The sequence below is a fragment of the Elusimicrobiota bacterium genome (genome assembly GCA_040757695.1).
Taxonomy (GTDB): Bacteria; Elusimicrobiota; UBA8919; order UBA8919; family UBA8919; genus JBFLWK01.
Genome location: JBFLWK010000254.1, coordinates 1 through 1,107 on the forward strand (window position 1 = coordinate 1; position 1,107 = coordinate 1,107).

The window sequence follows — 1,107 nt, forward strand, 5'->3', positions numbered from 1 at the left end:
TCCTGTTTTTCTTTTACTGTCAATTTACGAACATAACGACTTGGTATATCAGCCATACTATTGTCACCTCCAGACAATAGTATAGCATAAATATTAAATTATGTCAAGAAATTTATTAGAAACTATAGTTAAACTATCACGAATGAAAAAGTAAAATCTAGGCACTTGTGTTATAGTCCCATTATTCTTGAGCTTGCCTTTTGGTGTTACAATCGTGCCAACAACATAGCTTGTATCAACGCCGACGCTTTCAGCACTGGCATCGCGGAAAACGGTGAAAGCTTGAGGGAAATAAAGAGTATCGCCACTAAATTTATCAAATTTTAAAGTATCTGCAATAGGAACATTTCCTTTCCAAACTTTCATTGCATCCCAAAATATTGTGTCAATAGCACTTTTTACTTCAGTAAACCATATCGTATCATTTCTTGTTTTTTCAAGACGAATGTTGAAAGAATCTCCTTGAGAAAAAATTGAATCTTGTTTTTCGAGGTTTGCATAAAAATCATAAATTTGGTACCAAGACCAAGTAGAAGTGTCTACGACAGCATCACATTTCTGTGTTTGATTCTTTTTCAAAAAACAAGAACCAGACAAGAGCACTCCTACGTTGCTTGTATCTTTTATTGCAAAAATATTTGGGGTGAATGCTTTCACTGATTTAATTGGATCATCTAAACAAACTTCTAAAGAATAAATCGAAGAAGGATTATTTGCAAATATCCATGTTTTAGATTTATATGAGTTTCCAAGAGTGTCTTTTTTAATATAAACGAAAAGCGTTTCTCCTTGTACAAATGGAGGAATAAAATCAGAACCGTTTATTGACCAGTAATCATAAGAATCAACAGTTGTTGCAAGAGTGTCTATACCTCCTCCCAAAGGTTTTCTAACAGCGGTAACTTTTGCATTTTCTGATGATAAATTATTATGTGTTTTATGGGAATAACCTGTAGCAATTACCGCACCATCAGCGGTAGATATAATAGTTACTGGTGAAGAATCAAGACTTCAATATAACTGGTTCCTGATAAGGGAAGCCAAAGTTTTTGCTCTTTGACATTTTCTATTCTTATTTTCTTTTTCCTTTGCGAGAACGATAAATTC

At 33.4% G+C, this 1,107-nt stretch carries 1 protein-coding gene; it reads right to left on the bottom strand.

Annotated features, from left to right (window positions below; translation table 11 throughout):
* Positions 1-93: 93 nt before the first annotated feature.
* Positions 94-882 (bottom strand): hypothetical protein, encoded by a 789-nt coding sequence (locus tag AB1349_14585; GenBank protein ID MEW6558553.1) that lies wholly within the window; start codon positions 880-882, stop codon positions 94-96.
* Positions 883-1,107 lie beyond the last annotated feature (225 nt).